The sequence below is a fragment of the Streptomyces sp. CB02980 genome (assembly GCF_014451325.2).
GTDB lineage: Bacteria > Actinomycetota > Actinomycetes > Streptomycetales > Streptomycetaceae > Streptomyces.
Window position 1 is genome coordinate 347 of record NZ_JACSCH020000068.1, and the last position, 516, is coordinate 862.

The 516-nt window shown below is 68.6% G+C and carries 1 protein-coding gene; it reads left to right on the plus strand.

Annotated features, from left to right (window positions below; genetic code table 11):
• A partial coding sequence (locus E0F75_RS39775) for an AMP-binding protein (RefSeq protein WP_229315923.1) occupies positions 1-516 on the plus strand: 516 nt, incomplete at both ends.

Genomic DNA, 516 nt, shown 5'->3' on the forward strand with positions numbered 1-516 from the left:
CCATCTGATCGCGGAGCTGGTCGAGCGGCACCGGGTCACCTCGCTCCAGATGTCCGCGAGCCTGTTCAACCACATGCTCGACGACCATCCCCAGACCTTCGCCCACGTCAAGGAGGCCATGACCGCCGGAGAAGCGGCGTCCCCGACGCACACGGCCAGGGCTCTGGCCGACCACCCGCAGCTGCATCTCCTGAACGGCTATGGTCCGGCGGAGAGCATGGGGTTCACGACGGTGTTCGTGATCGAGCCGGGGGTCGGTGCCGGTGCGGCGAGCATTCCGGTGGGTGGTCCGCTGGCCGGCAAGCACGCCTACGTCCTGGACGCCAACCTGGAGCTCGTAGCGCCGGGTGTGCCGGGGGAGTTGTATGTCGCCGGGCACGGTCTCGCCCACGGTTACATCGGCCAGTCGGCGCTGACGGCGGACCGCTTCGTCGCCAACCCCTACGGTCCTGCCGGGGCGCGGATGTATCGCACGGGTGACCTGGCCCGATGGAACAAGCAGGGTGCCCTGGAGTA